The 23,743-nt window shown below is 68.4% G+C and carries 13 protein-coding genes and 2 pseudogenes; 7 read left to right on the forward strand and 8 right to left on the reverse strand.

Annotated elements, in window-relative coordinates; all coding sequences use genetic code 11:
• Positions 1 to 37 precede the first annotated feature (37 nt).
• Together ACIQ5Y_RS01070 and ACIQ5Y_RS01075 are read left to right on the forward strand one after the other, a co-directional pair.
• Entirely contained in the window at positions 38 to 1,048 is a 1,011-nt protein-coding gene (locus ACIQ5Y_RS01070) for a hypothetical protein (RefSeq protein WP_403873563.1), read from the forward strand.
• A gap of 816 nt (positions 1,049 to 1,864) precedes the next feature.
• A complete protein-coding gene (locus ACIQ5Y_RS01075; RefSeq protein WP_403873565.1) occupies positions 1,865 to 2,398 on the forward strand; it encodes an SMI1/KNR4 family protein in 534 nt (177 codons plus the stop codon).
• 121 nt (positions 2,399 to 2,519) lie between these two features.
• Here the strand turns inward: ACIQ5Y_RS01075 and ACIQ5Y_RS01080 are convergent.
• Together ACIQ5Y_RS01080 and ACIQ5Y_RS01085 are read right to left on the reverse strand one after the other, a co-directional pair.
• Positions 2,520 to 2,618: pseudogene (locus ACIQ5Y_RS01080) on the reverse strand (IS5/IS1182 family transposase); the annotation flags it as partial.
• Positions 2,619 to 3,141: 523 nt separating this feature from the next.
• Positions 3,142 to 9,141 (reverse strand): RHS repeat domain-containing protein, encoded by a 6,000-nt coding sequence (locus ACIQ5Y_RS01085; RefSeq protein ID WP_403873567.1) that lies wholly within the window; start codon positions 9,139 to 9,141, stop codon positions 3,142 to 3,144.
• A 738-nt stretch (positions 9,142 to 9,879) separates the two neighbouring features.
• On the opposite strand from ACIQ5Y_RS01085, the gene ACIQ5Y_RS01090 reads away from it, so the two are divergent.
• Positions 9,880 to 14,091 carry a ricin-type beta-trefoil lectin domain protein gene (locus tag ACIQ5Y_RS01090; RefSeq protein ID WP_403873570.1) on the forward strand — a complete coding sequence of 1,404 codons (4,212 nt, stop codon included), beginning with the start codon at positions 9,880 to 9,882 and terminating at the stop codon, positions 14,089 to 14,091.
• Between the two features lie 425 nt (positions 14,092 to 14,516).
• Here ACIQ5Y_RS01090 and ACIQ5Y_RS01095 read toward each other — a convergent pair whose 3' ends face one another.
• Both ACIQ5Y_RS01095 and ACIQ5Y_RS01100 read right to left on the reverse strand, forming a co-directional pair.
• Positions 14,517 to 14,786 carry a hypothetical protein gene (locus ACIQ5Y_RS01095; protein ID WP_403874494.1) on the reverse strand — a complete coding sequence of 90 codons (270 nt, stop codon included), beginning with the start codon at positions 14,784 to 14,786 and terminating at the stop codon, positions 14,517 to 14,519.
• A gap of 93 nt (positions 14,787 to 14,879) precedes the next feature.
• Positions 14,880 to 15,029, reverse strand: a pseudogene (locus tag ACIQ5Y_RS01100) (helix-turn-helix domain-containing protein); the annotation flags it as partial.
• Positions 15,030 to 15,343: 314 nt separating this feature from the next.
• Here ACIQ5Y_RS01100 and ACIQ5Y_RS01105 point away from each other — a divergent pair.
• Entirely contained in the window at positions 15,344 to 16,111 is a 768-nt protein-coding gene (locus ACIQ5Y_RS01105; protein WP_403874470.1) for a TSUP family transporter, read from the forward strand.
• A 7-nt stretch (positions 16,112 to 16,118) separates the two neighbouring features.
• On the forward strand, positions 16,119 to 16,481 hold the full coding sequence (locus ACIQ5Y_RS01110; RefSeq protein ID WP_403873572.1) for a hypothetical protein: 363 nt from the start codon (positions 16,119 to 16,121) through the stop codon (positions 16,479 to 16,481).
• Positions 16,482 to 16,555: 74 nt separating this feature from the next.
• Here ACIQ5Y_RS01110 and ACIQ5Y_RS01115 read toward each other — a convergent pair whose 3' ends face one another.
• Together ACIQ5Y_RS01115 and ACIQ5Y_RS01120 are read right to left on the reverse strand one after the other, a co-directional pair.
• Positions 16,556 to 19,384: a BTAD domain-containing putative transcriptional regulator gene (locus tag ACIQ5Y_RS01115; RefSeq protein ID WP_403873575.1), complete on the reverse strand. Its 2,829-nt coding sequence runs from the start codon at positions 19,382 to 19,384 to the stop codon at positions 16,556 to 16,558.
• Between the two features lie 773 nt (positions 19,385 to 20,157).
• Positions 20,158 to 20,667 carry a hypothetical protein gene (locus ACIQ5Y_RS01120; RefSeq protein WP_403873577.1) on the reverse strand — a complete coding sequence of 170 codons (510 nt, stop codon included), beginning with the start codon at positions 20,665 to 20,667 and terminating at the stop codon, positions 20,158 to 20,160.
• A gap of 87 nt (positions 20,668 to 20,754) precedes the next feature.
• Here ACIQ5Y_RS01120 and ACIQ5Y_RS01125 point away from each other — a divergent pair, with 87 nt between their 5' ends.
• Positions 20,755 to 21,642 carry a DUF3710 domain-containing protein gene (locus ACIQ5Y_RS01125; protein WP_403873579.1) on the forward strand — a complete coding sequence of 296 codons (888 nt, stop codon included), beginning with the start codon at positions 20,755 to 20,757 and terminating at the stop codon, positions 21,640 to 21,642.
• Positions 21,643 to 21,705: 63 nt separating this feature from the next.
• Positions 21,706 to 22,092, forward strand: coding sequence for a DUF6221 family protein (locus ACIQ5Y_RS01130; protein ID WP_403873582.1), 387 nt, complete (start codon positions 21,706 to 21,708; stop codon positions 22,090 to 22,092).
• Between the two features lie 324 nt (positions 22,093 to 22,416).
• On the opposite strand, the gene ACIQ5Y_RS01135 is transcribed toward ACIQ5Y_RS01130, so the two are convergent.
• Both ACIQ5Y_RS01135 and ACIQ5Y_RS01140 read right to left on the reverse strand, forming a co-directional pair.
• Positions 22,417 to 22,929, reverse strand: coding sequence for a protein phosphatase (locus tag ACIQ5Y_RS01135; protein ID WP_403873584.1), 513 nt, complete (start codon positions 22,927 to 22,929; stop codon positions 22,417 to 22,419).
• Positions 22,930 to 23,131: 202 nt separating this feature from the next.
• Entirely contained in the window at positions 23,132 to 23,704 is a 573-nt protein-coding gene (locus ACIQ5Y_RS01140) for a DinB family protein (RefSeq protein ID WP_403873586.1), read from the reverse strand.
• Between the last annotated feature and the right edge of the window lie 39 nt (positions 23,705 to 23,743).

The raw sequence follows: 23,743 nt of genomic DNA on the forward strand, positions 1-23,743 counted from the left end.
CCTGGCCCCGACCGATTCCGGCAAGTCGTTCTGCAAGGTGGAGACCCCGGCCGCCTGGAAGCAGGCCCAGACCGCCGGCACGCTCCAGGCGGAGCAGGGCGAATCCTTGGACCCGATGGCCGTGGCGCCCGACGGTTCCTCGGTGATCGCCGCCAGCCGGCGCGATGGCCGAGTGACCTTGGTCTGGTTGCGTGACCAGGGTCGCAAGCGCACCACGATCCACACCGTCGCCGACTCCGGCCGGGGTGGCCTCGGCCTGGCCGACTTCGACGGCCGTTGGCTGGTCTTCAACACCCTCGCCTCGAACGATGTGGGTTCCAAGTGGGAGCTGTTCGCCTGGGACTCCCGGGCCGGCGGGGCCCCCAAGAGCATCGCCAAGACCCAAGTCGGCCCCGACGGGAACCCGGTACCCGGGCCGTTCATGATCCCGTGGGTCAACAACGGCAAGGCGACCTGGGTCCAGGGAGTCAGCGACGGGACCAAGAACCAGAAACTCACCGATGTCCAGCGGCAGGTCCATCTCTACGACCTCGCCTCGGCGACCGACAAGATCGTGCACACCGGGCACATGGCGCCCTCGTTCTTCGCCGGAGACACAGTGGTCTGGCCTGAGGCCTTCGCCATCGACACCCCCACGAAGCTCACCGCGGGCACCGCACAGGGCAAGCCGGGCGGCCTCCCCGAGGCGCTGGCCGCCGCCGACGGCTCACCGGCCTCGGCGAGCGACGGAACCACCTGGGCGTGGACCGGAGTGGGCCACAAGAACCTGTACGCCTGGAGGGCCGGATGGCCGGCGCCGATCGTGGTGGTCGAGGGGGCGCCCATCGACTGGGTCCACGTCGCCGGGGATGTGATCACCTGGACCGACTCCACCGCGACGTGGGCCGCCGACCTGCGCGGGCGCGCGTACACGCAGATGACACCGCAGTACGGCGGAACCAACAGCCACGGGTCCGCCGTCGTCGTCTCCTATCCGGGACCGGACAAGCGGTCGGTCAGCTACGTGTTCACCAGTGAGGGCCTCGCCCCGCTTTCCTGCCCGGGGTGAGGGAATCTGCCTCAGAGGTACGTCGGTACGTTCGGACATCGGGCCTCCGAGGGACCGCAACCCGAGCCTGGACCGCGGCACTGATCCCGCGGTCCCGGCTCGACTCCCCCGCAGGGCCATCGGTCTTTCCTGTTTCGACTTCCCTCGATCTTCCTGCTCCGCCCGGACCCTCTGGGCCGTGTCTTGCGGATCCTGCCGGTCAGGCAGGATGCGGAGAAGGGATCCGTTTGGGGCCGTCACGGGACCGGTGTCGAAGTTCGGCAGGAGCCTGTCCGGCTGTATGGCCCGGCGTGGCCGGTGCATCCGCGTACGGTGAGCCGCTTGTGTTCATCGGCCGGTTCCGGGTGCCATGGAGCGGGGTACGACTCGCCTACTTGTTCCTGCACGAGGAGGGCATGGACATGGGCAGCACCACACCGCAGGAAGGCGGGGCCATCGTTCTGGTCCAGCCGGGCGGGCGGGCGGATACCGTCCTTCGCGTCGATCGGGTCCCCCAACACCTTGGGGCGAACCCTGTGGCGATGGGGTCCGGATGACGCGGAGGTTCCCGTCGAATGGCTGACAGACCTGACGCCGATGGCGTCGGCACTTGACGGGGCGGCGAACCAGGCCGCCGCCTGCACGCGGTACTTGCGGGGCTGGAGCCCAGACGCCGAATCCCCCCAGGGGGATTGGCCGGCCTCTTTCGGATCTTGCCAAGCTTCGAAGGTGGAGCCCGCGGATCCATCGCAAGGCCGGCCCTCGTAGATTGGGTGTTTCCAAGACGACGCTCCGCACCGTGCGGTTCGAAGGACGAGGGGTGTGGGGATGCGCGGGATGGAAGCCGTAGAGGCACTTGCCGAGTTCATGCCGGTGGCTCACGGGGTTGACGAGCGGGTCGATTGGAGTGAGGTCGAGGCAGCCTGGGAGACCCGCTTCCCATCGGACTACGTCCGTTTCATGGAGGTGTACGGGTCGGGGGTGATCAGCGACGGGATCAGCATCCTGCTGCCGTCACTGCCGGTCGAAGGCCACGCGTACCCTCCAGGCCCGGGCCTGGAGGACGAGACGAGCATCGCCCGAGAGCTCTGGGAGACGTGCCGCGACGAGGCCGACTTCGATGTGGACCTTGAGTCCATCGTGGCCTGGGGCGTGACGTCGGGCGCGGACATCTACTGCTGGGTGACCACGAACGAAGACCCGGATCTATGGCCCGTCCTGACATATGTGAGGTACACCGACAAGATGCGGTTGCACCCCTTCGGGATGGCCGAGTTCCTTCGCAAGGTCCTGGGCGATGCGGCTTTCCAGCAGGGGAGGATCAGCGTCACCTTGGGTGAGGCGTCCTTCGTCAACTGGCGGAATGCATAGGCCGCCCCTCTCGGGTCACCAGGCCGGCGGACGCCGAGGCCCCGTCGGCCAGGACCGTATCCGGCGTGATCCTGGGGTAGCCGATCCGCCGAGCACATGGTCGTGCGGCTCGCCGCCGGGGCCCCTTTTGACGGGCCCCGGCGGCGTGCTGATGGGCTCGGACGACGGTGGAGTCGACCGCGACGACCGAGTCGAGGTCATCCTCGGCGTCGGCCTGGGCGAGCGATCCTCACCCGGTGGGCGGTACTAAGACTGGCAGTACATGGCGATGTACACTCGCCCATCCCAATCCGATGGATCCCGAATGTAGGCCCCATAGTCCACGAGACATTGGCCATTCCAATCCCGCGACTTTTGCCCCCATCGATATTCCAGGCCTTTGGTCAGAGACCATCCATCACCATCCGACTCCGCCAGCCGCTCGACTTTACCAGGGGGCACCTTGGTGAAGGATGCGGGATCCATGCCAAGGCTCTTCAGGTACGAGCTTGATTGTCCCGGGTCACCCCGAAAGGTCAGCTGCGCGGAGAACCCGTCCTTGTCCGATGCCTCACAGAACCGAACATCATCCCCCTCGGGAATGCCGGGCAGGGAATATTTCTTGAGGATAGATGGCGACATCGGAGTGGAGGCACATGACGAATTCGGCGGCCCTTCTTCGCCGGCACTTGTACAGCCAGTAAGCACGACCAGGCCGACCATCAAGGCAAAGACTCCGAAAGACCGCCTACACCACACTGCCATCACCCCAGATATTTCCGAACAGAGCTTTCTCCGACCATCGCGAACTCTCTCACGATTCCGTACTCGTGAAGCTCGGCGAATGGAGTGAGCGAGATCCCCTTGGCCGTCTCCCCCTTATCGAAGTTCCAGTCCTTGTAGAGCTTCACCTGATAATCTCCGGTGACCTTTCTCTCGGCCTCCGGTCCGGATACCTGGAACTCGCCGACTATCCGCATCTGCGTGTGCCCGATCGCTACGGATCCATCCGCTCCGGTAAATTGGGCCCCCATCCACATGCTGTCGGCCGAGAATGAGCAGGAATCCCCGGATCCGCAACGCGACCGAGCTTCCTCCGCCCAGATGCCGAGCATCTGCTCAACACCAATCGACTTCTTTTCGACCCCTTCTCCCGTACGGAATCCCTCATCCGTTTCCAGGAGTTTGTCTACATTTACTCTCTTTTCCCCACCCTCCCCTGTCGAATAATACCCCCACAGCTCGCACGTCAAATCCAGCCCCGCAGCACAGGCGCCCATCGTCAATGCGTCAAACTCCGCCACCTTCGCGCCGAGCACGGGGCTGTACGCGTTGTACCAGTGCCACTTCGACCTGAACTCCGCATTTCCCGAGGGCGTCTTGGGGGAAGTACGACCTGGTGAAGAAAGACTCGGACTCTTCGTCTGGGACGTCTGCGTGCGCTTGGGAGGCCCTGGCGTGTGCCCCGGGGTCGTGTTCTCGTGGTCGGGGCTCGGCCGGGTCGGGCAGTCGACCTCGGGGCACAGGCCGGTGGGGTCGGAGGTGGTGACGGGGCTGTTCTTGGCGTAGCTGTAGGCGTTCAGGCCCTGCGAGGAGTCGAGGACCATGACGGGGTCGACGCTGAGGAAGGTGCCGGTGAGGGGATCGTACTCGCGGGCGCCGAGGTGGGTGAAGCCGGTGGCCTTGTCCTTGGTCCCGTCGACGAATCCGCGTTCGCCGGGCCAGGCGGCCGGTGCCGAGCCCCTGTCTTCGCCGAAGGGTTTGGTGGCGCGGCGCTGGACCTGGAGGGTCGTGGCGTCGATGGCGGTGGTGCCGGTGTTGTGATGGTCGGTGGCGACGTAGGACAGCTTGCCGTCCGAGGTGCGGACGATCGTCGGGCCGCCGGGGGTCGGGTAGTAGCGGGTACCGGCCACCGTGTCGGTGGCGGTGTTCAGGGTGAGTTCCATGGAGCCGAGGTAGAGGGTGGTCTTGCCCGGGTCCTTGCGCAGCAGGCGGTTGCCGGCCGCGTCGTAGACGTACGTGGAGGTTCCGGCGGCGGAGGTCGCCGAGGCGAGCCGGCCCTCGTCGGTCCAGGTGAGGGTCTGGGTGGCGCCGGCCGCGTCGGGGCGGGTGAGGGTGTTGCCGGTGGCGTCGTAGGTGATGTCGCTGGTGACGGCCGCGCCGGTGCCCGTCTTCCTGGTGGTGGAGGTCGGGGCGTGCGGGCGGGCGGCGCCCGGGGCCGGGAAGGTGTTCGTGGTCGTGGTGGTCTTCGCCGCGTCGCCCGCGGGGTCGTGGTCGGTGGAGGAGGTGCGGTTGCCGGTCACGTCGTAGGTGAAGGACTGGCTGTACGGGGCCGGACCGCCGATCTTGCCCGGCTGGGGTTCGGTGTTGGCGCAGTTGCCGATGCCGGGGACGGACGGGCCGGGCTTGGCCGTGATGGTGCCGGTGTCCGTCCAGGCCTGGGTCAGGCGGCGCAGGTAGTCGTAGGTGAAGCACTGCGTGTCGCGCGCCGCGCCCTGTGCGGTCGTGACGGAGGTGACATCGCCGGCCGGAGTGTAGGTGTAGTCGGTGATGTCGACCGAAGTGGTCGAGTCCTCCTTGTCCAGCTGCGTGCGCAGGAGGCGGCCTGTGGCCGGGTCGTGGACGTTGGTGAAGCTCACCTGCTTCGGCATGTCGCCCAGGGTGGTGCGCTGCACGGTGCCGAACTCGTCGTAGTCGGTCCAGTTGACGTAGTCGACCGTGCTGCTGCCCATCGAGACGGGCAGGCCGTTGACGTTGCGGCTGGTGTAGAGCGTTTCCTTGGGGAGGCCGCCCGCTGCGGGCACTTCAGTGGAGTAAGGAAGGCCTGTGATGGGGTCGTAGGTGACGGACGAGGAGTAGGTGGTGCTGAGGGCGCCTTCTCCCGAAGGGACCGTCAGTTTGGTGCCCGTCGGCCGGTAGGCGATGTCGTAGCCGGTGGTTTCCTGTCGCCACTCCTTGCCGCCCAACCAGCTACTGGAGGCGGTTGCCTGGCCCAGGAGCAGGGTGTCGTACTCGTACGTGGCCAGCTTGGTGCCGCCCGCGGTGCCGAGGTTGCGTGAGGTGGGGCGGCCGAGGATGTCGTAGGTGGTGACGGTGGTGGTGCCGCGAGCGTCCGTGGCCGTGATCGGACGGTCGGCGGCGTCGAACGTGGTCGTCGTCGTGCCCTTGTCCGGGTCCACGGATCGGATCTTGCGGCCGTGGAGGTCGTACTCGTACGCCCAGGTGTTGGAGGCCGCGTCGGTGAGACGAGTCAGCCTTCCGGTGGTGTCGTACGTGTAGCCGGTCGCGTCGTAGGTGCCTTCGGGCTTGGTGCCCTTGTACTGACGCCGCTCGACGGTGCGGCCGCGCGCGTCGGTGATCACGCTGGTGGGCGTCTCGCCCGATGGCGGGGTGGTGTCCGTGCGGTCGGCGCCGGGGTAGGTGGTGGTGGTGCGCCACTGCTCGATCGCCTTGGAGGAGAAGACCGTGGCGACCGTGCGGCCGGTGCCGTCGTAGAGGGTCGTCCTCTGGCCCGGGACCGTGTTCTCGTCGGCGATGAACCGGGTTTTCACGGGGCCGGAGGTGGCATTGGCGTAGGTCTCGTTGGTCTTGAAGGCCCGGCCGAGGCTGTCGTAGAAGGTGTCCTTGATCAGGCGGGTGTCCGCCGCGTCGTTCTGCGGTACCGACTGTGCCTGGACCTCTCGGCCGAGGGCGTCGAGGATGCTGATGGAGGTGGCGTACGACCCGTTGGACCGGAGGTTCTGGGTGGTGACCGAGCTGGTGGCGGCGTTGGTGAGGTCGTACGTGTACACGGTGTTCGCGCTCTCGGTGCGTGCGCGGCCGGGGAGCCAGACCGAGGTGATCCTGCCGAGGGGGTCGTAGGCCACCTCGGTGGTGCGGTTGTTCTGGTCCACCGTCTTGATCTGGCTGCCGCGCAGCGGGTCGACGGTGGTCGTGGTCGTCCAGTTCTTGGCGTTGGTGACCTTGAGGGTGGTGGCGCGGGCGGGTGCGGCCGGCTCGTACGCCGTCGTGGTCTTCGCGCCTGCCGCATCGGTGGAGCTGGTGACCCGCCCGTAGGGGTCGTAGGTCACTGCCGACTTGAGCGTGTACTTCGGCTGGCCGGCTTCGAAGCGGTCCAGTTCCTCCGTGCTGGTGACCAGTCCGGGGCCGGTCAGCGTGCCGTGGGGCTGGTTGTCGTAGTAGGTGCGCTTGCGGCTGAGGGTGTTCGCCTCGGTGGCCGCGTTGGTCGCGGCGCAGTCGCTGCCCTGGAACTCGACGGTCTCGGAGACCCGGTCGACCATCCAGGCAGCGGTGTTGCGGGCATAGGTGGGGATGCCGCAGATGTCGGGGAGCCCGTCGGCCTTGCTGAGGGTCCACGTCGGCATGCCGTAGGTCTCGTCATGCTCGGTGGTCTTCGATGTGGACTGCCAGGTCTTGTCCGCGCGCAGGGCCTTGGTCTGGGTTGCTCGCGCGCTCTGCATCTGTGCTGTGAGGCGCGGGAGCTTCGTGCCGCGGCTGTGGCCGGCGGTTTCCTTGGAGAGCCATGGGTCGGTCTTGGACGAGGAGACGAGTTCGCCGCCGTCGGAGGCGAAGGTCTGGGTCTCGCGGACCGTGCCCGCGAACGGGTTGGAGTCCTTGATCGTGTTTCCCGAGATGCCGGTGAAGGTCGCGGTGCGCTTGCTGCCATCGGCCTTGGTGTCGCCGTCCATACCGCGCAGGTAGAAGGTCGCGGTCTTGGAGATGACGTCGGGGGCGGTGCCGGAGCGGGTGATGACTTGTTCGTAGCCGCGGAACTGGTTCCAGGTGCGGTACTTGTCCTCGGTAAGTTCCTCGTCGTCCCGGTGCCAGGCGGCAGGCCCGACGTACTCGTAGCGGACCTCCTGGGGGCGGGAGCCGCCGTAGGGGTCGGTCTGGGTGACGCGGGTGACGACGTACTTGTGGAACCAGTCCAGGGTCGGGTCGTTCGGGCTCCTGTAGTCCGGGTTCCAGTAGACGGGGTAGCAGCGCTTGCCGTTGGAATCCTGGGCCGTGGGCAGACCGGTTCCCGGTGCGCAGTCCGGGTCCGCGTAGCCGATGTCGGTGATCTGGCCGGTCTCGGACTTGATCTTGACGATGCGGTAGCGGTTCATCGCGGGCCGGTTGTCGTCGCTGGTGTCGACGCGGTTGTTCCGCGTCTTGCCGTAGAAGAGGACCGGCTTGGTGCCGAGCGTGGCCCCGCCCTGGTAGCCGGTTCGGGTGATCGAGGCGAGCCACAGGTTGCGGCCCGTCTTGTCGTACGGGTCGGGGAACTGGTGCGTGAGGGCGTACGAGTCGACGTTGTCGTAGCCGCCGGTGCTGTTCAGGACCTGCGTGGTGATTTTGGTGAGGCGCTTCCTGGTCCAGAAGGTCGCGGAGTAGTTCTCGCAGGTGCCGGTGGAGGCGCAGTTCTGGTCGAAGGGAATGTCCGGCCACTTGGTGGCGGCGTTCTCCTTGGTCAGCTTGTCCGCCGCGCAGTCGAAGGCGGCGTCCGGGATGCAGCGCTCGGAGGTGTTGAACAGGACCTGGGCGGTCGGCTTCACGGTGTCCGCGTCGGCCAGCTTCGAGCCGTAGGTGATCTTGCTGAGGTAGCCGCCCCGGATGTACGGGGTGAGCGTTCCCTCAGGGGTGGCGGCCGAGGCACCACGCTTGTAGTGGTTGGTCTCGGTGTCGTACCAGTGTGTGATCACGCCGCCGAGCGGGTCGACGACGAAGTCGAGGTTCCAGCGCCACGCCTGCTGGCACCAGGAGGCGGCGAAGGTGGACTGGTGGCAGGCCTCGCCCGTGTTGTTGCCGTAGACGGGAGTGGTCCAGGCCGAATTCGTGGCCGGGGCGGTGGTGCTGCCGGGCTTGCGGCCGGCGCCGAAGTAGTACCGGGTGCCATCGGTCGTGGTGATCTTCCAGTACTCACCGTTGTCGTCGCCGTTGTTCGCGCCGGTCAGCCGTTCGACCTTCGAGGCGTCGTCGCCCTCCAGTCGCCAGGTGCCCGACGTGTCGTCGCGGACCAGGGTCGACGACTTGCCGCCCAGGGAGACGGTGGCGTTCTCACCTGCCAGGCACTGCTCGCTCGACTCGGACTGTCCGTCCTTGGCACAGGGCTTGAAGCGGCGCTCGACGTAGCCGGGCGAGTAGTCCCAGCCGTCACCGATCCAGGAGGCCTGGTTGTTCGTCGCCGCGGTGCGGCCGTCGATCGACTGGGAGCTGTAGGAGAGGGAGACGCTGGGCTTGCCGCCTCCCAGCCCGTCAGGCACGTTGATCGGGTACGACCAGGCGAAGCCTCCCGTGCTGCCGGCCTGGCTCCACGTGCCGGAAGGGGCCAGGCTGGTGGCCCTGTAGTCACCGGTGCTGCCGGCGGGAGCCGCGTCGGCCGCGATGACGACGGCCCCGTCCGCGGCGGCGCTCGAAGTGCCCTTTGAGGCGGGTCCGCCGCCGAGGGTCACCTCCGCGCTGAGCAGTCCGGCCCGGTCTCCGTCCCTGACCGTCGTGACAGGGGTCTGCGTACGGCACTCCGCGCGCTCGGGTGTGGTCAGCGCACACTGCGGCAGTGTGACGAGGCGGGCCCTGGAGAGCCAGTCACCACCGAAGGCGCCCTCGATGTGCGAGACGTCCACCGAGACCTTGACGCGGCCGCCCGCAGCAGCCGCGCCCCCGGCCGGACGGACCCCGAGCAGCAGGCCCTGGACGCCGGCCTTCTCGGCGGCGGCCTTGTCCATGAGGTGTACGGCGGCCTTGCCCGTGCTCAGCGGGTCCTTCGCCGACGCTGGCTTCACCCAGACGGGAGCGGCACCCGCGCGACTCGGGTCGGCGGCGGGAGCGGAGGGGATGGCCGAATGAGTGGCTGCCGTGAAGAGCGAACCTTTCGGACCCACGGGGAGCGCGGCGCCCAGATCCACCTCCGCATGGGCGGCGGGCGGCCAGTACACATCCTTGGGATGCCAGGCAGCGGCACCGCCTTCTCCCGAAGCCTGCACCTCAGGCTTCGGAGCGTCCTTGCCCCGCACCGACTCTGTCTTCTTCAACGAGCCGGGTGACCAGCGGCGTTGATCTTTTGGCCGCCACTGCGCGGCCTGGGCGGTTCCCGAGCCGACCAGCAAAGAAAGTGTCACTAACACCGGAATTGCGATGCGCTTTTTGATCTTCGAGCGTCTTCTCGTCATCCGAAGATCAATTGGTGGTGCCGACACGGCATTCCCCCCACGGTCGCCGAGTGGATCAATTGGCCCGAGAGCCTAGCTTGTTGAGCGTTCGCGAATACGTGAACCAATCCGGACAAGACGCCTCTGCCTGACCTGGAAAGACCTGAAGATTGCCTGAAACCCGACTGTTCGACGACACGATGGCCGGATTGCGCCGATCGATTTGCCGCGATACTTCGAATTAGTTCCCAGGAATGCCGAGTTCCGAATTCTCGACCACCGGTGGACTGATCGGACGGCCTGTTAGCGTTCACGCCCAGTTGGCGCAAACGATCACACTGGGGAGTTCCCGTGGGGGGAATAGTTCGAAGAATGCGACCGGCCCGTCGGCCGGTCGCGCTGGCGGGACTGGTCGCACTGGCCCTGTCCGTCACGTCCGTCGGTACCGCGCCGATCGCGTCGGCTGCGTCGGCCGCGTCGGCCGCGGACAAACCGTCGAAACCATCTGCCCAGACACCACCGGAGCGGCCGACGACCGAACGCGATCGGGCTGAGGCCGCCGCCCTCGCGGAGGCCAAGCGCACCGGAAAGCCCGTGCCCGTGCCGTTGGCCACGACCGAGACCGACACCGTGGTGGCCAACCCGAACGGCACCCTGGGGCTGACCCGCAGCGTCGCGCCCGAACGTACGCGGCGCGACGGCAAGTGGGCCGCCCTGGACCCGACCCTGGTCAGGGCCGCCGACGGCACGATCAGCCCGAAGGCCACGTCGAACGGACTGACCCTGTCCGGTGGCGGCACCGCGCCGCTCGCCACTTTGGAACAGGACGGCAAGCAGCTGGTGCTGAGTTGGCCCGAGCCGCTCCCCGCACCCACGCTCGAAGGATCAAGCGCCCTCTACCGCGAGGTCGTGCCGGGCACGGACCTCAAGGTGACGGCCGACGAGGGCGGCGGCATCTCCCAGGTCCTCGTCGTCAAGAGCGCCGAAGCGGCCAAGAACCCGAAACTCGCCAAGCTGACCACCGGCCTCAAGGGCCGGGGGCTGACCGTCTCCGCCGACGCCAACGGCAACCTCAAGGCAGCCGACGCCTCCGGCCGTACGGTCTTCCAAGCCCCGACCCCGACCATGTGGGACTCCACCGCCGAGCTCAAGGCGCCCCTGGCCAAGGAACCGGGCGCCACCGCCTTCTCCCGTGCGGCCACCGCCTCCGAGCACGCGGACGACCACGAGCCGGCCAAGTCCGCCTCGACCAGTGAAGGCCCGGGCAACTCCGCCAAGGTCACCCGCCTCCGGACCGAGCTGGGCAAGGACTCACTCGCGCTCGCCCCCGACCAGGCCTTCCTGACCGACCCGGCCACCGCCTACCCGGTGTACATCGACCCCGCCTGGACGCCCACCAGCCGCGGCACGCAGCACTGGGCCTGGGTTCAGGAGGCCTACCCCACCACCACCAGCTACGACGACTACGGCGACACCTACGACCCGGGTGTCGGCTACCAGCGCTGGCGGACCAGGACGGGCCTGGAGCGCTACTACGTCCAGCTCGACACCAGCGACCTGCACGACAAGAGCATCAAGAAGGCGTCCTTCTTCGCGACCCAGTCGTACGCGGCCGACGCCACCTGCTCCAACACCTACAACGTGGACCTGCACTCCACCGAACCGCTGCTCTCCAACATCACCTGGTACACCCAGCCCCGCGACTGGGAGGTCCTGCGCACCACCTCCCTCAACAGCGCGGGCGGCTCCGGCTGCCCGGGCTCGACCACCCGCGGTGAGTGGGACGTACGCGACCACCTCGCCGCCAACGAATGGCGCGGCAGCCTGACCTACGCCCTCTTCGCGTCGAACGAGTCCAAGACCACCGGCAACAACTCCTTCAAACGGTTCACCCGCGACAAGAACAACCTGCCGTTCCTGTACATCGAGTACAACCGGCCGCCCTACGACCCGTGGGCCCTCGGCATGACCCCCACGCCGCAGAACGCGAACGGCAACGGCTGCGGCTGGGTCGGCGCCACAGGCTACGGCGGGCTCCGCATTGACGCGTGGGTCGGCGATCCGGACGACCAGCCCAACGATGCGCATTTCCTGGTCCACGACGTCAACGGCGCCGTGGCCTATGACAGCGGGTGGGGCAATGACGCGACCGGCACGCACTGGGCCGCCGCGTATCCCACCAACCTCTCCGACGGCCACAGCTACTGGTGGGAGGTCCAGAGCGCCGACCACGACATGACGTCCAACCGGGTGAAGGGCTGCACCTTCAGCATGGACACCCAGGCGCCGTCCGTCCCGGTCGTCACCTCGGCCGAGTACCCGCCGTCCGGCACCCTGCCCGGCTCCACCAAGTACATCGGCCAGCCCGGCACCTTCACCATGAAGTCCGCCGACGCCACCAGTGGTGTCCTGTACTACGAGTGGGCCTTCAACTCGGCCATCCCCGTGGGCGGTGCCAACCGTATCGACGCGGCCGCCGACGGCAGCGCCGCCATCCCGCTGACTCCGACGACCTGGGGCACCAACATCCTGCGCGTCCAGTCCGTGGACCGCGCGGGAAACCGCTCGCAGCAGCTCACCTACACCTTCTACGTCCCCGACAACCCGAACGCCAAGACCACCCTCGGCGACATCACCGGCGACGAGCGCGTCGACTTCGTCGCACCGGCGGACAACGGCGACCTCGTCGTCTACCCGACCGCCGTCGACCCGGCGGCCGGCGGTGTGATCGCCTCCAACGCGGCGAACAGCCCAGAGGGCAAGGGCTGGGGCAACGGCACCCTGATCACCCACCGCGGCGGCAACGGCATCCGCATCGACGACCTGTGGACCCATCGCAACGGAGAGCTCTATCTGTACCGCAACTCGCTCGGCTACGGCGGTGTCGAGGCCAACGGTGGGCTCTACTTCACCACCTCCAAGCAGGCGACTGTCACGCGTCCGCCTGCCTTGACGTGCACAGTGGCAGCCACGGGCGCTCCTTGTGGCAGCCTCGACTACGCGTCGAACTGGGCGGCAACCAAGCAGATTCTCGCTGTGGGTGACGCCAGGCCGGAAGCGGGAGCCGACCCTCGGAACGACCTGATCACCGTGGAGAGCGACGGCAACGGCAGTCGCCTGCTGCTCTTCCAGGGCGTGGGAGCCGCCGGCGTCCTGGAGAGACCACTTGTGCTCGCCTCAAGTCCTTCCGGCTGGGAGAACCTCACCCTCATCGCCCCCGGCGACGCCACCGGCGACGGCCTCCCCGACCTGTGGGCCCGTGACAACACCACCGGTGACGTCTACCAGTACGCCAACGTCGCCGGGAACCCCTCGGCCCTCGGCGACCACACCAAGCGCACCAAGATCGGCTCGGGCGTGAAGGCGAGCACCCACCCCGTCGTCGGCACCTCCGGTGACACCAGCGCCGACGGCGTGCCCGACCTGTGGGCCCTGGACAGCCAGCACCGGCTGCGCACCTGGGACGGCGTCGCCACCTCCGGGAAGGTCACCGGCTTCCGCGCCGGCCACACCATGGGCGACGCCCGGATCTCCACCTCCCACTGGAAGCTGAACGAGGACGCCGGCAACAGCGCCATCGACCTCCGCCGCCGCAACAACGCCACGCTCAGCGCCACCGGCGCCACCCGGGCCGACGACACCGTCGCCGGCACCGTCACCAAGGCCGTCATCCTCGACGGAGCCACCGGTACCGTCACCGCCGCCAAGGCCGCCGTCGACACCAGCCGCAGCTTCACCGTCTCCGCCTGGGCCAGGTCGAAGAAGCCCACAGGAGTCCTGCTGAGCCAGGAGGGGGCCCACGCCAGCGGCTTCATCCTCTGGCACGACCAGGACGGCACCTGGCGGTTCGGCATGTCCAAGAAGGACGACGACAACTGGGACTACGACCAGACCACCACCATGAACGACGCGGCCAAGGTCCAGCCCGAGGTATGGACCCAGCTCACCGCCACCTACGAGGAGAAGACCGGTCTGATCGCCCTCTACGTCAACGGCACCCTGGCCGGCACCGGCTACCACGCGAAGGCCAACGCCTGGAACGCCACCGGCCCCCTGGTCATGGGCCGGTACAAGACGGCGAGCAAGCCGTCCTCGTTCTTCGAGGGCGGCATCAGCAACGTCGCCGTCTACAACCACTCCACCGTCCCCACCGCGACCGGCACCAAGCTCATCTCGGCCCTGAGCTCCGCCAAGTGCGTGGACAACGCCGGCGGCACCAGCGCCAACGGCAACCGCGTCCAGATCTGGGACTGCAGCAACACCAACGAAGACCTGGCCCAGAAGATCACCGTCACGGAAGAAGGTGAACTCCGCGTCGGGGGAATGTGCCTGGACATCGCCGGAGGCGGCATCGCCAACGGCACGCAGGTCCTGCTGTGGACGTGCGCCACGGGCGCCTGGAACCAGCAGTGGCTCCCCACCGCGACCGGCGGCTTCTACAACCCGACCTCCAACCGCTGCCTCGATCTCCCGGGCGCCCGCCTCGACAACGGCAACCGGCTGGAGATCTACGACTGCGCCTACGGCAACAACCAACGCTGGCTCGCCCCAGGGCTGGCCTCACCCCTGGGCGCCGCCGGCTGACCCCGGCCACTGACCGCAGCCGCTGACCGCAGGCCCGTCTCTCTCCCCAGCCCGGCAACAAGGGAGGAGGCGGGCCTCGCAGCATGTACAGGGTTTTCCGCCCCCATCGAGTCATCCGGTGCCCCTTTCGACGATCAACGTTGCCCGCCACTTGGCCGATCGGGCGCCCCAGGGAATTGTCAAAGAAGTCACTGCTCGGCCTTGCGGCCGCGGTGGCGTTCAGTGCGCTTCCCGCATTCGTTTCGACGGCCTCCGCGGACCCCAGCTGCATCACCACTGCGAACGCCACCGTTTCGGGCGGGGACACGGTGACGGTCAGGGTGAGCAGCAACCCCTGCGGCCGCCAGGTGCGCGCCTGGGCGGAGTGTGTGACCGAGAACGGCTGGACCTCGCGGAAGACCGGTTCGTTCATCAGCGGAACGGGATCACCGCGCCTGGGCGTACGAACGGCCTGCGCCGCTCTGGAGCCGCCCCGCCGCGCGCTCGCCGGGCCTCGGGTGCGGCAGGTCGAGATGGGCCAGGAAGGCCTGCCCGGCGGCGTCCTCTCCCAGCCGCCGGGGCAGCCCGAGAGACGCCTCCTGCGGGATACCGCCGGGGTTGTCCATGCAGCCCACGCACACTTGGACCGGTACGTCGGTGAGTACCGCGGCGTGCAGGCCGGCGGTGTGCCCGGACTCCTCCGCCACGATGCCCATGGCGCGAAGCGCGGTCCCGGACGCCGGAATCCACTGCCGGGGGGAGAACGCCGGCGGGGACGAACCCGCCCCGTCCGCCGATCGAATGAGCCGCTGCACGGTGGAACGACTCAGTCCGATCCGGCTGGCAATCGACCGCAGCGCATGCGGGCCGGCCCCCATTTCCCGTAGGACACCGAGGACTTTGAAAGCGCGATCGAAAACGCGCTCACGTCTGCCGTCACCGTGGAGCAGGGCGCCCAAAAAGATGTCTCCTTCTCCGGTTTCACAAGGCGGAATTCGCCGCGACCGACCACCTGAAAGCCAGGAGCGCCGGCCATTCGCCTGTCAAGAACATCCGGGAACATGTGGATGACATGATTTCGGCAGAGGTTCGACATCGCCTCTTCCTAGGGTGAATGCAGCGAGCGGGGCCGTGGGGACCCGCTCCATTCACCAAGGAGCAAATGATGGACTCGCGGCGCGTGGTCCCCGACCTGGCCCAGATCTCCGGCGTGTTCTGAGCGGCCCCCAGACAGCAGACGCAACCGAGGCCGAATCAGAAAGAGGTCGTGGACGTGGACGTTATCGATGTCGGCGGCCTGTTGGCCGTCGCGGCCGGCGCGGGGTGGGTCGACGCCGTCGTGGGAGGCGGTGGGCTGATCCTGATCCCGGCCCTCCTCCTGGCCTTTCCCTCCCTGCCGCCGGCCGTTGCCCTGGGCACGAACAAGGCGACGGCCATCGCGGGGACGACCGTCGCCGCCGTCACCTATGCCCGGCGCACGAAACTGCCGCACTCGGTGGCGTTGCCGGCCGCGCTGCTCGCCGTTCCCGCCGCCGGGTTCGGAGCGCTGTCGGCGTCCATGGTCCCCAAGGACTGGTTCCGGCCCGTGGTCATGGCCCTGCTCGTCGCCGTCGCCGTCTTCGTGGCCATGCGTCCGCGGTTCGGTGCGGTCGAGGGCGAGGGAATGGTCGGCCGGCGCAGGCGCATCCTCGTGATCGCCTTCGCGGGATGTGGGATCGGCTTCTACGACGGGGTGTTCGGGCCCGGAACGGGGACCTTCCTGATCCTCACGTTCACGGGCCTCCTGTCGCTCGAATTCCTGCAGAGCTCGGCGCTGGCCAAGGTCGTGAACGTCGGGACCAACCTCGGGGCGCTGTGCGTCTTCGCCGCCCAGGGCCAGGTGCTGTGGACCCTCGCGGCAGGCATGGCCGTCTGCAACATCGCCGGTGCCGCCCTCGGCGCCCGGACCGCCCTGACCCGAGGGTCCGGGTTCGTACGGGCCGTCCTGCTCGTGGCGGTGGCCGGCATGGTCGTCAAGCTCGCCTTCGACCAGTTCGGCTGAGTCGGTGATGTCCGAGCGGGCCTTCGATCCCCAGGACGCGACTCTGCCCAACGCCGTGCAGCTGGAAGGCCGGTACGACGCCGCACGCATGCGCGCGGAGCTCGCCGCGTTCGCGGCCGGCTCGGGCACCGCGTTCGGCGCCGCCGGCGGACGCCGGGTCCTGCCCCTGCGCAGCCCGGGCGGGGACCCTCGGCGGACGGACGCGGGCGGTCCGAACGTCCACGGCTTCCGCGCGACACCCTGGCTGCGCCGGCTGCCGTACTTCGGCAAGGTCATCGACAGCCTGCCCGGGCCCGTGCGAGGGGCCCGGCTGTGGGCGACGGCGAGTTCCGGCTGCGCGGCTGGAGCGAGGAGAGGACCGTACAGATAACCGCCGGACCCCGTCGCCAGGCCGTCCTGCGCATGAGGGAGGGAACGAACACGTACGTGGTCCGGCGGCCGCTCTCATGAAGGGACGGTGGCCACCATCCGACCCGACCGGCCCGGGCGGCCCAACTGGGCGAGAGCCGCGGTGAACAGGTCGAGACGCGCCGGCGCTTCCATCGCCCGGCACAGCTCCGCCCCCTCCTTCAGGACGGCGACGGCCCGGTCGAGGTCGCCGCCGCGGCGGGCGACCTCGGCCAGCGCGAGCATGATGTGCGCCTCCATCAACGGGTCGTGGATGTCACCGGCGAGCGAGAGGGCCTCGCGGAGCCGCTCGCCGGCCTGCGCCACCCGTCCGCTCATCACATCGGTCCAGCCCAGCCCCCACAGGGCGTAGCAGCGGCCGCTGAGGTCTCCGTTGGCCTGCGTCATCTCCAACCCGCGGGCGAACTCCGCCGCCGCGCCGTCGATGTCGTCGCGTGCCAGGCGGAGGTCGCCGATGCTGAGCCGCACCTGCGCCGCGCTGCGCCCTCCGAACCCGTCCACCACCTCCTCGGCCTGGAAGAGGAACGGCGCGGCCTCATCCGGTCTGCCCCATTCGAGCAGGGTCTGCCCGGTCCACCGGAGGACCTGCGTCTGGGCCTCCACGTCGCCCTTCCCCCTCAGGACCGTGAGCGCCTCCCGCCAACTGTCCAGCGCCTCCTCGAACCGCCCCTGGACGCGGTCGGCGCAGGCGATCTTGCGCAGGGCCAGGGCGAGACCGTACTCGTCCCCCACCTTCTCGAACAGCCGCCGGGACCTGCTCAGCAGGGGGATGGCCTGGTCGTACCGCCGCCTGGTGAGGTGGAGGTCCCCGAGCCCCAGCAGCATTGCCGCCATGCCCCTGCCATTCCCATTGCGTTCCGCGGCGTCGAGGGCGGCCTCGTGCGTGGCCTTCCAGTCGTCGAAGTGGAACCGCAGGCTGAACAGGCAGCGGGTCGTCGCCGCGAGGTCCCAGGCCAACTCGTCGTGGCCCTCGTACGCCAGCTTCTGGCAGAGCGCCGTGAGCAGGCTCCGGTCCGCCTCGTACCATCCGAGCCAGTCCCGCCCGACCGCCTCCAGTACGTCGGACCGGGTGCGTCCCCGGTCGGCGAGGCCGTGGACCGTGGCGAAGTCCCCGCCGCACACGCGCTGGTGCGCCTGGTCCGTCATGGCCAGCGCGGCCGTTCCCAACCGGAGCAGGGCAGCGGACCGTTCCTCTCCCGGCTCCATCTCCTCGACCAGGGTGACCGCGTAGAGGCGGACCAGATCGTGCATCCGGTACCGCGGCCGTGTCGAGCCGGCCGGAGTGGTGACATCGAGCAGGCGGGCGTCCAGCAGCTCCTCCAGCAGGTCCTCCGCGTCGGCGAGGGGTACCTCGACCAGGGGAGCGCAGATCCATTCGGAGAAGTCCGACGCGCCGGCCAGCGCGAGCCTGCGGAAGAGGATCCGCGCCCGCGGGCTGATGCCCTGGTAGGACATTTCGAGGCAGGCCCGCACCTCCAGGTTCTCGTGGGCCAGCTCGTTCAGCCGTCGCCGTTCGTCGGCCAGCCGCGAGGCCGCTTTGCGCAGGGGCCAGTGCGGCCGGGCGGCGAGTTTGGCCCCTACGATGCGCAGCGCCAGCGGCAGCGTCCCGCAGTACTCCACGATCCGCAGCGCCACGTCCGGCTCGGCCGCGACCCTCCCCGCCCCAGCGAGACCGGACAGCAGCTCCAGCGCCTGGGCCTGGTCCAGCACCTTCAGCTCGACCGTGCACGTCACGGGGACCGTGGCCAGCCGCATCCGGCTGGTCACCACGACCGCGCAACTCTCCGTACCGGGGAGCAGGGGCAGCACCTGCCGTGCGTCGCCCGCGTCATCGAGAACAATGAGCATCCGCTTGTCGGCGACCAGACTGCGGAACATCGCGGCGCGCTCGTCCAGCGACTCCGGGACGTTCCCCTGCGGCCCGAGCTCGCGCAGGAACCGGGCCAGCGCCTCCTCCGGAGCCAGCGGGGCGTCGCTCATGCCGTGCAGGTTGACGTACAGCTGTCCCGCGTCGAAGACGGACCGCAGCTTGTGGGCGGTGTGCACGGCCAACGCCGTCTTCCCCGTGCCGCCCGCTCCGACCAGCGAGACGACGGGCACCGATGCGGATCCCCTGGTCAGGGCCGCCTCGACGGTGAGCTGCTCGGTGGTGCGGCCGGTGAACTCGGCGAGGTCCCCCGGGAGCTGACACGGCCCGGTCGGCCCGCTGTGGGCGCCGGCCTGCGGAGCCGGGAGGGTCGTCGGGACGGACATCGGCGTCGGAGCCGGTACCGGAGCCGGTGCCGGTGCCGGTGCCGGTGCCGGTGCCGGTGCCGGTGCCGGTGCCGGTGCCGGTGCCGGTGCCGGTGCCGGTGCCGCAGGCGACGCGATCGCCCCGGGCAACACGCCTGCCGCAGGCGACGCCGTCTGCCCGAGAAGCACCTGCTGATGGAGTGCCTGCAACTCGGGGCCGGGCACGACCCCCAGCTCCTCCCTCAGCAGATCGGCGGTGTCGCGGAACAGCCGCAGGGCATCGGCCTGCCGACCTTCCCGCGCCAGGGCCAGCATGAGCACACCGCGCGGCTTCTCCAGCAGGGGATGCTGCCGTATGAAGGCCGACAGCTCCGAAATCAGTTCCTCGTGGTGCCCGAGGTCGAGCTGTAGCTCGGAGCAGGCCATGCGGATCGCCGCGTGCTCCTCCTCCCAGCGGTGCACATCCGGCTGCCACACGTGCCGGCTCACCCCGGACAGGACCGGCCCCCGCCACAGGGAGAGCGCTTCCTTCAGGCGGGAGAGCGCCGTCTGCGCGTCCCCGTCGGCCAGGTGCCGCTGGGCATCGGCCCGCAGATCGCGCACGGCGTGGGTGTCCAGCCATACCCCGGCCATCGGAAAGCGATAGCCGGGGGGCTGGGTGACGACCGTCTCGCCGCGCGCCCCGGCACTCCTGAAGCGCCGCCGCAGCATGGACATGCACGCCGCGACCTGATTGGCCGGATCGGTCGGCGGCTCACCTTCCCAGATGCTCTCGACCAATCGCCCGGTGGGAACGACGTTGTCGGCGCTAAGGAGCAAAGATCCCAGAGCCGCTTGCAACCGGGGCGCGGTGATGGGTACCGACACCCCCTTGACCCTGACGTCCAGCGGCCCGAGCAGGCGCACTTCCACAAGTTCTTCCGCTGTTCCCCGTAACACCAAATCCCCCTGGTCCACTCTCGCCAGACGGTACATCAGTGCAGGTCAAGGCCATGCAATCAAGTGATCACCCTCACAGCGCCGGCTTCGCCGACCCGTCGACAACCAGCCATGAGCCACACGCCCCACAGGGTCGATTCCCGGCCGCTCCCCGTAGGCCGAATCCCGACGGTCCACCTCGGCAAGGAGCTCACCATGGCTTTGTTACGGCAATGCAAATACGGGAAGCGGCTTTGCCGTTGAGTTGGCTCCCTCCTACACGGCCAATCGTTCGAGGAAGCCGACGTGGCGGGGAATCGCGCCCGCCTCGGTGTGGGTCAAGGCCTTGGTCGACGAGCTCACGCCGGATGCACACCCGCCGGTTTGTCCGTCTGGCCACGGCCATCACCTCCTTCGGCGTACGGTGTGCGATCTCTGGCGAGGGAGTCGAGATGGCTGAGCAACAGAGTCCGGACTGGGCGCGTGGCCTACTGGCCGTGGGCCTGCTGCTGTTCATCGTGGGGTTCTGGGTCTCGTTGTGGCTGACGGCGGTGGGCGGCCTGATGATCCTGTTCGTGGGCGTGTCCACGGCCGGCGAGCGCCGTGCGAGTGGTCGGCCGCCGGAAACGCTGCTGAACCCTGGTGACCGGCCGTGGCGGAAACCGTCTGGGGAGTAGGCCTGCCGCACAGTGGCGTCTGACTGCGGTCAGGTTGTTCGAGCCGACGTCTTTGAAGACGTACTCGACAGGGTCGAAGCGGGCGGCCGGCAGGGTGCCGGTGAAGGCGCCGCCTGCGGTGGTGTCGCAGACGAGCCTCCGGTCGATCGGGCTGCGGGTGAGCGCGCTCGTTTTCCGCTTGATGTCCTGGGGTACTCGGCCGTTGACGATCTCGATGCCGGCGGGGGCGGCGAGCGTGGCAGTTGCCGAGGGGGTGGTTGCGTGGACGCCGTTCGTAGGGAAGCACGGGCGATTCTGGATCAGTTCACCCGCGATGGACATCTGGGAGAGAGTGCGACGGGGCGCACCAGATGGGGGACGTGGGACCAGGTCACACCCGCCTGGGTTCTCCTGCTCAGCCTCAAGTCGTTGCTGCTCATCCGCTGGGAGGAAGGCCGCTCCGGTTCGGAACTGTTGCCCGAGCTTCCGTCTGGGATCTCCCGCCGTGCAGCCGACCAGCTCATCGAGGCCCTGCTTGGCAACCTCTCGGCTGCACGCGTCGCGCGAGAGGAAGGAACGCTGACCCTGAAAGGCGTGCTCACCCTGTTGGCCGGAGCCATCGCTGAAGAGAGGTTCACGGAAGAGGAGATCGACCACCTTCTCCAGGCGGCGCTGGAAATGGGGAAGGAAGTGGTACAGGCCGACGACCTGCTGCGTCCTCTCTACCGTGGCGTCGATGTCGGGCCGTGGGACGTGCGTGAGACGGGTTGGCAGGGACTGAACCTGACCGATCTGGGAGGGTTGCGAATCCCGCAGGAGTCAGGACTGAAGATCCAGCTCAAGCAAGCAGTGCCCGGGCCGTCCGCTGAAGAAGTGGTGCTGATCCGCGACACGACGGCGGCCTTGCAATTGCAGGCCTTCCGTTCGGACGAAAGTGCGTGGTGGGACGTCGTCCGGGCCAAGCTGCAGTCGGATATCCGGGCCCGAGGGGGTGAGGCGGAGCCGTGGGCCGGACGAGTGGGTGTCGAGCTCAGGGCAGTGGTCCCTGTCGTCAGTGACGTCCACGGGCGGGACTCGATGACCGTTCGGTTCCTCGGATGCGACGGTCCGGGGTGGCTGCTGCGTGGGGTCGTGACCGGCGAGGTGGCACAACCCGAGAGCCGTGACGACTGGGCGTACGCGTACTTCGAACGGGTCGTAGTCGTCCCCTCCTACATTGCACCCGCTCAATCCGTCTCGGCCGCACCCGGCACCTACGCTCCCGCGGCGCCGCCGCGGCCGGGTCGGGTGATCTCGTTGCGTCTGCCGTCCAGGTAGGTCGAACAGCAGCCATCGCGCGAAGCTCTCGACCGGCTCGGAGGGGGACGCGAGAATCTGGTCATGCCTCAGATCCCCGTTGACCGTCCCGAGTCCTCGGATTCCGCGCTTGTCGCGTTCCTTCGCTCCAGGGTTGAGGACGACTGGTATCACGCACGTGACGCCATGGTGGAGGACGGAGAGTGGAAGGCTGAACGGACCGTTGTCGTGCTGGACACCGGCGCCGAGATCCCAGACATCTACCTCGGCACGGCCGACCACATCGCCCGGTTCGATCCTGCACGAACCTTCAGAGAGGTCGAGGCCAAGCGAGCCCTCCTGGATCTGTACGAAACCGCGCAGGCGACCGGCCTGACAGCCGAGTACCTTGATGGTCTTCGACAAGCACTGGCCTTGCTCGCCTTGGCGTACGCCGATCACTCCGACTACCGCGAGAGCTGGAGGTCGTAGCTGAAGTCGCCGGCCCCATGGCCCCGAGTCAGTCGCCGGGGACGCCGGGTGATCAAGGCCTGGCATCATCGCTCGGTGAGTGAAGCGAGCATGTCGACTGCAGGGGTCGTCGAGTCACATGTCCGGGCGTTCTTCCAGATCCACTCGGTGGAGGCCGTCGACCGCGACCTCGGGCCGGAACGGCGATAGGTGGTGCCCGATCTGCGAGTTCATTCAGTGTGTCGGCCGCCTGAGATCCCACCCTCCGCGGTCGCCGTGCGTGGTCGCCGGCACAGTCTGGGCTTTGACATCAGGTTCTCGACTTGCTCTTCGGCCTCAATCCGGTCAGGTGAGTGTGTCCAAGTCGATGAGCAGCTGGGCGACATCGAGGCCCGTGGTGAGGTACTCCTCGAAGATCCGGTTGTTCAGGGCTGAGGAGGATCGTTTCTTCCGGATCGTGTCGATGGCCGTCGCCGTCTCCCAGCCCAGCTCGATGAGGGCTTGGGCCACGACGAGGCCGGAGCGGTTGTAGCCGGAGTGGCAGCGGACCAGGACGGTGCGCCCGGTCCGCACCGCCAGGGCGGCGGTGCGGGCGAGCTGCTGGACCGTGTGGATCTGCCCGGCCGTGAGCGGTCTGTCGGGCATCTCGGCGACCAGGTGCTCGATGCCCGGATCGGGTCCGTGACCGGGACGGCTGAACAGGCTGATGACCAGCCCGAACTCGGTGCCGACGACCGCCGCGTGCCCTTCGCCCAAGGGGTCGGTCCAGTGGTGACCGCCCATCCACAGTCCTGCTGTGATCTCGTTCCAAGGGTCACGCGGATCGGGAACCCCGCGGTCCTTCTGACGTGTCTTCAACGTGATTCCCCTCCGGATGGGTGAATCAGTCAGCTCCCGGTCCATGTCCACGTTCCATGTCCACGGCTCGAGTGTTCCGTCGAGCCGCTCATGCTGCTCGCGGACGCAAACCATTGGGCGTTCGAAGACTACGGCCCGCTCGTCGGCCCGGAGTGCCACTCACTCAGGTACGGCGCCAGGTGCAGAGCTTCCTCGCTGCCGATCATTGGCCCACTCGGCCGTCGATCCGTTCGCGCAGCAGGTCGGCATGGCCGCAGTGCCGCGCGTACTCGGCGATCTGCGCCACCAGGATCTCGCGAAGCGGCGCCTCCCCCGTCCGCGTGCCGAGGTCGGCGAAGTCGGCGATGAAACGGTCGGTCACCTCGCTCTCGGCCCTCCATTGCCGCCAGGCGTCCTCCATGACCGCCGGGTCGGCGATCGCGCCGTTCCAGTCGCCGTCGCGGTCGTCAGGGGTGCGGTAGATCCTGGGCAGGTCCTCGCCGGCCATCCGGCGGAAGTGCCGTTCGTCCTCGGCCATGTGCCGCACGAGCCCGAGCAGGGACATCGTGGACGGCGGCACGGAGCGCCGGGCCATCTGTTCGGCGTCCAGGCCCGCACACTTCATCTCGATGGTCAGGCGGAAATGGCGCAGGCTCTCCAGCAGCGTGGCGCGTTCGCCGACCGTCTCGAGTTCGGTCTCACGCGGGTCGTCATCCGGGTCGACCCACATGTCGGGGTAGCGGGTGGAAGGGGTCCACCGCGTCACCACTGCCTCGTTGCGCTCGCCTGAGTCCATGATCGCATCGTGGCGTGCGTCGATTCCGTCCGCCACTGG

It is taken from the genome of Streptomyces sp. NPDC096339 (genome assembly GCF_044762985.1).
Classification (GTDB): domain Bacteria; phylum Actinomycetota; class Actinomycetes; order Streptomycetales; family Streptomycetaceae; genus Streptomyces.